Source organism: Ilyomonas limi (assembly GCF_005233845.1).
Taxonomy (GTDB): Bacteria; Bacteroidota; Bacteroidia; order Chitinophagales; family Chitinophagaceae; genus Ilyomonas; species Ilyomonas limi.
This window is the reverse complement of sequence record NZ_SZQL01000021.1, coordinates 82255-89689: the sequence shown is the minus strand read 5'-3', so window position 1 is coordinate 89689 and position 7435 is coordinate 82255. Positions and strand designations below refer to the sequence as shown.

5 protein-coding genes and 1 pseudogene are annotated in these 7435 nt (G+C 38.8%); 4 read left to right on the top strand and 2 right to left on the bottom strand.

All coding sequences use genetic code 11. The features are described from left to right. Positions 1–95: 95 nt before the first annotated feature. Complete coding sequence (locus tag FC093_RS20290) at positions 96–566, bottom strand: hypothetical protein (RefSeq protein ID WP_137263644.1); 471 nt, start codon at positions 564–566, stop codon at positions 96–98. A gap of 48 nt (positions 567–614) precedes the next feature. Continuing rightward, positions 615–1988 (bottom strand): exonuclease domain-containing protein, encoded by a 1374-nt coding sequence (locus FC093_RS20285; protein WP_137263643.1) that lies wholly within the window; start codon positions 1986–1988, stop codon positions 615–617. 359 nt (positions 1989–2347) lie between these two features. Here FC093_RS20285 and recR point away from each other — a divergent pair, with 359 nt between their 5' ends. From recR to metH, 4 genes and pseudogenes are all read left to right on the top strand, one after another. Next, positions 2348–2968, top strand: coding sequence for a recombination mediator RecR (gene recR / locus FC093_RS20280; RefSeq protein ID WP_137263642.1), 621 nt, complete (start codon positions 2348–2350; stop codon positions 2966–2968). A gap of 183 nt (positions 2969–3151) precedes the next feature. Next, positions 3152–4249 (top strand): homocysteine S-methyltransferase family protein, encoded by a 1098-nt coding sequence (locus FC093_RS20275; protein ID WP_137263641.1) that lies wholly within the window; start codon positions 3152–3154, stop codon positions 4247–4249. Between the two features lie 13 nt (positions 4250–4262). Continuing rightward, positions 4263–4669, top strand: a pseudogene (locus tag FC093_RS20270) (GxxExxY protein). Between the two features lie 51 nt (positions 4670–4720). Continuing rightward, complete coding sequence (gene metH / locus FC093_RS20265; protein WP_137263640.1) at positions 4721–7405, top strand: methionine synthase; 2685 nt, start codon at positions 4721–4723, stop codon at positions 7403–7405. Positions 7406–7435 lie beyond the last annotated feature (30 nt).

Sequence of the window (7435 nt, the reverse complement as noted above, 5' to 3'; positions counted from 1 at the left end):
CCTGTTTCTGGATAGCAGCCACAATCTGGCTTTCTGTAAACGTTTTCTTTTTCATGTTTTTGACAGTTTAAAAATAAAGAATTCGCCCTATTTCCTTACTGCCGAATTATGGGTACCCTTACATGATAACTAACTTCTAAATCAAGTTTGGGTAAATAATTATGGACCATACCTTGACGGGCACACCGATTTAGAAGTAATAGTTGGTCTTGTGATATAGAGTTGCATATTCCATAACTCTCTGCTTTTCTGAAAAAAGTAATTATATTTTCTTCCGTTGCTCTATAATCATTATTTGATGTTTTAATGAGAAAACCCAAATAATCAGCAACTGCAAGAAGGGTTAAACTTTGTGGAATTGTACATCTCGGAATTGGTGGCCAAGGAATAACTAGATAATAAGGTGCATTGAGACCCTCTTTTACTGTAGTTGAAATAGGATAAGTTCTTTTTTGCTCTTCAATTTCAGCTTCAACAGAAAGATTATGTAACTGTTTGATATCCTCGTCAAAATATTGTTTCAATTCTGATAAGTGACGGTACACTTTAGTAAATGTGTTTGACATATCAACTTGTAATACTTGGTTATTGGAATTTGGTCTTATCAGTAATTATTATGCATTTTCAATTAAACCTTTATGTTCATCAAATTTGATGTAACCATATAAGTTCATTAGGTAAAAACAATCTCTTAAGATTTCTACGTCAATTTTGGCATTGTGTAGGTTTTTGGGTGCATCTTCCTTAAATAACTGCTCATACATTTCATAAAGTTTTGGGTACTTTCCACCGAATAATTGAGAGAATTTCTTCATTGTGCAATAAATCTGACAACCATTTCGAAAAGGATTTTCAGATCTATATGAGTTGTATTTTTTAGAAAGTCTTCCTACCATTCGCAAATGCTCAATATCTAAAACGCCTATATCAAAATCAGTATTATGACATACTATTGGAATGTTTTCATTTCTTCGACTACTTGTCAACATAAGTAGAGCATAATTAAAGTCTACTCCCTCTTTAAGAAGATTTTCTTCAGTTATACCTGTTAAACTCTGTATTTCTTTAGACAAACTAATATTATCATGCTTTATATAATGCGAGGTTATTTCAGAGCTTAAACCAAAACAGTAAGAAATTTGTATTATGTTCGGATAGGAATTATAGTCGAGGTAGTCTTTTATTAAACCATTCGTTTCTATGTCAATGAATAAGGGAGCACTTTCTGAATAACTTCTTACGCCTGTTCCTTCATATAATATCTGCTTCTCCTCGCTTGAAGCATCATAAATAACTAAATCAGGATTATAAGATTGAGAATTAGACGTGCATTCGAACAAAAGCTTTTTTAATTGATATGTCCCAATTTCACAATCAGAATATCTTTCATAAGAACCACAAAATTTAGTGATATAACGGAATGTGTTATAAAGTGAAATATAAGAAGGTCCCTTCGATGGAAAATCTACAAACATAAAATGGTAAGATTTTCCATTTAATTTGGTTGGAGGCAAAACAGCATGATTCGCCCATCGTAGTTCTATTCTACTCAGTTTATTCTTATATTCAAGGTTTGGATTAAGTGAAAGTACACCTTCATTAAGTTCTTTATTTGTTATAAAAGGTAAAGTGTAATCAGCCCACAAATGAATATGGTATCCATTTGGTGTTTTAACAGCCCATTCGTAATTTTCTGGAAGTCCAAGTACAATTAAAGCATCTTTTAGAATATTGTCATCATTACAGTTATCTATGTCAATACATCTATGAAATAAACCAAGTACTGTTCCAACTCCATTAGCGAAATTCCAAGGTAAATTATTAATCTCTTCCTTTAAAGGTCTTTTTACCTGCCATCTTCTCCATGAATGACAAGGAGCTTTTTCGGGATTTTGCTCTGATATATTAAACTTGGTTTTTAAATATGATAAACAAGTTGGCTTTAATCCAAAATCATAATATTTGTCAGCATAGTATTGATACTCCACAGTGTGTTAATTTTACAATGTATTTTAGGTTTTAGTCAATATTCTTCAGAGTTGGCGCAATGCACCTCTAAGTAAAAGATAAAAATAATTCTTTTGTTGTACGAAGTCTCCAGACTTTGTACCTTGCTATGCAGCAAGTCTCAGACTCGAAAGAACATAAAACATGCAAAGTCAGATACTTCGCATAGCATAAGTCACATCTATCTTATCCACTGTAAATCAGTCGATATACTTCATTATAATTCATACCTTTTCACCTTCATGGCAACCCAAAAAACACTTTGTTAATCCCTTTTTTCATCCACATTATACCTGCTCATTTTCTTGCAAAACCCTACCCCATTTTGTATCTTTGTAAGATGCAATTAGCTTCTAATTTATTGGAAAATGCCGTAAACGAATTTGCAAAATTGCCGGGCATTGGCAAGAAAACAGCCCTTCGTTTAGTACTTCATTTATTAAAACAAGATACCGCCGAAGTATCGCATTTTGGGGAAACGATTACTAAGATGCGTACCGATATACAATTTTGTAACCGCTGCGGCAATGTGAGTGATGCAGCTATCTGTACCATCTGCGCTAATCCGTTGCGTAACCAACGTTTGATATGCGTTGTAGAAAACATCCGTGATGTAATTGCGATAGAAAACACACAACAATTCAGCGGCACTTATCATGTATTGGGTGGCATTATTTCTCCACTGGATGGCGTTGGTCCCGAACAGTTGAATATTGAATCGTTAACTAATCGCATTCAGACCGAAGAAACCGAAGAACTCATTTTCGCCCTCAACCCCAATATACAGGGCGATACCACTATTTATTACATTCAAAAAAAGATACAGCAACTGCCTTGCAAAATTACCACTATTGCGCGTGGTATTGCCTTTGGGGGCGAGCTGGAATACGCCGATGAACTGACTTTGGCACGCAGTCTTACCAACCGTTTGCCGGTAGGTAGTTATATTTCCAACAGATAACCTATCTTTGCGCCCACAGGTAGATTTGTTTATTGTTCGGCCTGTAAAAAAATCTGAACTAATAAACGCCAAGAAACTCCGCACTTTTAGGTTTCCCATACGTTTATAACAGTTGGATTTTTAGCCACCAGAATACGAAAGTTTCTTGTGGTGTTTATTATTTATATAATAATGATTAAACGTATGGATAATCTTTTAAACACTCTTTTAGAAGAAGATCGTCCCAACTTCCCTTCAGGGGCCGGGGACTTTGGGAAAGATATTTACACTGCTTTGCAAGAACGCATCTTAATAATCGATGGCGCTATGGGCACGATGATTCAGCGCTATAAACTCACAGAAGCAGATTACCGTGGTGAGCGCTTTAAAGACTGGCACACCGATGTAAAAGGTAATAATGATTTGTTGTGCATTACGCAGCCGCAGATTATCAAAGCTATTCATAAAGAATACCTGAAAGCCGGTGCAGACATTATTGAAACCAATACTTTTTCCAGCACGTCTATTGCGCAGGCAGATTACGATATGCAATCCTTAGCATACGAGCTAAATGTGGCTGCTGCAAAATGCGCCAGAGAAGCTATCGAAGAGTACAACCTGTCAACTAATAATGATCAACTGTCAACTCCAAAATTCGTTGCCGGTGCTATTGGTCCAACAAACAAAACTTTATCCCTTTCGCCGGATGTAAACAATCCCGGCTATCGCGCGGTATCGTTTGATGAGGTGTCCAATGCTTACTACGAACAGGTAAAAGGGCTGGTAGATGGCGGTGTTGATATACTATTAATAGAAACCATTTTTGATACACTGAATGCTAAGGCTGCTATTTATGCTATCAAAAAATATTTCCGTAATACAAAGCAACAGCAATTGCCCATTATGATCAGTGGCACTATTACCGATGCCAGTGGAAGAACCTTAAGCGGACAAACGCTGGAAGCATTTTACGTGTCGGTAATGCATGCAAAGCCCTTGAGTGTTGGGTTGAACTGTGCATTGGGCGCTAAGGAAATGCGCAGTCACATTGAAGAATTGAGCAGTATTGCAGCCTGTTACACGTCAGCGTATCCCAATGCAGGCTTGCCTAATGCAATGGGTGAATATGATGAACAACCACACGAAACAGCACATTTTATAGAAGATTGGGCAAAAGAAGGCTTTGTGAATATTGTGGGCGGATGTTGCGGCACTACGCCCGACCACATCAGGCATATTGCAGAAAGTGTAAAAGATATAGTGCCACGTAAATTGCCGGTGGTGGCAGAAGCACTTTTGTAACCACAGAGACACGATGATACAGAGTAGCACGGCGCATTTTCCGTTAAGCGATAGAGAAAATCAGTTAGGCAGAATTGTAATTGATATTGCTTTCCTGCTGCATAAAACGCTTGGTCAAGGCTTGCTGGAAAGTGTGTATGAAAAATACTTCTGCTATGAATTGCAGGCAAGAGGTATTCCATTCCTACGGCAACAACAAGTACCAATTCTTTACAAAGGATTGTACTTAGAAGATGCCTTGCGTCTCGATATTTTAGTAGATGATTTATTAATCATTGAATTAAAAGCACAGGAAAATTATCATCCTGTTTGGGAAGCTCAACAACAAGTTATTTAAAACTTACCGGAAAAGGAATTGGATATGTTATCAATTTTTATGTGCCTTTAATGAAAGATGGCTTTAAAAGATTAATTCTATAATTATGTTGTGCCACACTGTGCTTCTGTGCCGCTGTGGTTCAAAAAACAGATATGAATACTATTAAACCTTACCTACGTTTAAGCGGGTTGGAGCCGCTAACCATCAGGCCGGAAACAAACTTTATCAACATTGGAGAACGCACCAATGTAACCGGTAGCAAAAAATTTGCAAGACTTATACGGGAAAATAAATACGAAGAAGCCTTAAGCGTAGCGCGCCAGCAGGTAGAAAACGGTGCGCAAGTATTAGATGTAAACATGGACGATGCACTGCTCGATGGCGTGCAGGCAATGACTACTTTTATCAATCTGTTGCAGAGCGAACCGGATATTGCCAAGATTCCGGTAATGATAGATTCCTCCAAATTTTCGGTAATAGAAGCAGGCTTGAAATGCGTGCAGGGCAAGTGCATTGTCAACTCTATTTCTATGAAAGAAGGCGTGGAGAAATTTATAGAGCAGGCATATATCTGCCAAAGTTTTGGCGCTGCCGTAGTGGTCATGGCATTTGACGAGCAAGGGCAGGCAGACACGTTGGAACGCCGTGTAAACATTTGTACCCAGGCGTATGATATATTGGTAAATGAAGTAGGCTTTGCACCACAGGATATCATCTTTGATCCCAACATTTTTGCCATTGCTACCGGCATTGAGGAACACAATAATTACGCAGTAGATTTTATAGAAGCCACCCGAATCATCAAACAAAAAATGCCGCTGGCAAAAGTGAGCGGTGGGGTGAGCAATGTATCTTTTTCTTTTCGTGGCAACGAAACGGTGCGCGAAGCCATGCACAGTGTGTTTTTATACCACGCTATCAAAGCAGGTATGGATATGGGCATTGTAAATGCCGGGCAGTTGGTGGTGTACGATGAGATAGAACCGGCATTAAGAATACTGTGCGAAGATGTTATTTTAAACCGCAACAATACTAACAACGAAGCTACTGAGAAGCTTATCCAGTTTGCCGAAACAGTAAAAGCAAAAGGTAAAGAAATAAAGAAAGATGATGCCTGGCGAAACACTTCGGTACAGGAACGCTTAAAACATGCACTGGTTAATGGTATTACCGATTATATAGAGGCAGATTCAGAAGAAGCAAGACTACAATATCCTAAGCCTTTGGATGTAATTGAAGGCCCGCTGATGGATGGTATGAACGTAGTAGGCGATTTATTTGGCTCGGGTAAAATGTTTTTGCCGCAGGTAGTAAAAAGTGCCCGCGTAATGAAGAAAAGTGTGGCGTGGCTCACTCCTTTTATTGAAGAAGAAAAGAAAAATAACCCTGTTGCACAGCAAGGTGGCGCTGCTAAAGTACTGCTGGCAACCGTAAAAGGTGATGTGCACGATATTGGTAAAAACATAGTAGGTGTAGTGCTTGCGTGTAATGGCTATGATATTCTTGATTTAGGTGTAATGGTACCCAGCGATAAGATATTGGATACAGCTATAAAAGAAGATGTTGACATCATTGGTTTAAGCGGATTGATAACACCTTCATTAGATGAAATGGTGCATGTGGCAAGAGAAATGAAACGGCGCAACATGCAGCAGCCACTACTTATTGGTGGCGCTACTACCAGCCGTATGCATACCGCTGTAAGGATTGCGCCTGAATATGATAATGGTATTGTGCATGTATTAGATGCATCGCGAAGTGTAACGGTGGCAGGCTCTTTATTAAACAAAGAGCAGAAGTCTAATTTTTTGAATAATATCTCAACTGAGTATAAAAAGTTGCGCGAAGACTTTGGCAACAAACGTTCTGCAAAGCCCTATATCTCTTTTGCGGCAGCAGAGGCAAATGGTGTAAAAATTGACTGGGAGGCTTATATACCACCAACACCTACATTCCTGGGTACCAAGTCTTTTGAAGATTATGATTTAAACGAAATAAGGCAATATATAGATTGGGCGCCCTTCTTTATTGCATGGGAAATGGGCGGCAGGTTTCCAGACCTGTTGCATGATGAAGTGATAGGTAAAGAAGCCACGAAATTGTATAACGATGCCAATGTTTTATTGAATAAAATTATTGCCGAAAAGTGGCTTACGCCAAAAGCGGTGCTTGGTTTTTATAAGGCAAAAAAAATAGCGCCCGACACAGTGATAGTGGATGATAACGGTGAAGAAACAGCACTCCAGTTTTTACGTCAGCAGGTAAAGAAAACAGCTACAGAACCCAATATTTCGTTAGCCGATTTTATTGCACCTGCAGAAACCGGCCTGCAAGATTATATTGGTGCATTTGCTGTTTCCATTCACGGTATAGAGCCACATATAGAACGCTTTCAGCAGCAGTATGATGATTATAATAAAATTATGGTGCAGGTGCTGGCAGACCGCCTTGCAGAAGCATTCACCGAATTGCTGCACAAAAAAGTACGTACCGAATATTGGGCATATATAAGCAGTGAAAACCTGACTAATGAAGAGTTGATAAAGGAAAAATATGTAGGTATTCGTCCTGCACCCGGCTATCCTGCCTGCCCCGACCATACCGAAAAATACAAGCTTTTCTATTTATTAAATGCTTCGGAAAAAGCAGGTATTACGCTTACAGAGTCGTTGGCAATGTATCCTGCAAGCTCGGTGTGCGGCTGGTATTTTAGCCATCCGCAAAGCCGGTATTTTGGTATTGGCAGAATAAAAGAAGACCAGTACGAAGATTATAAACGGCGCAAAGGCTGGGATGATGATGAAGCAAAAAGATGGCTGCGGCCGGTGCTGGAGTAAGTTTTAATCGAGAAGATGCAAAGAATTATT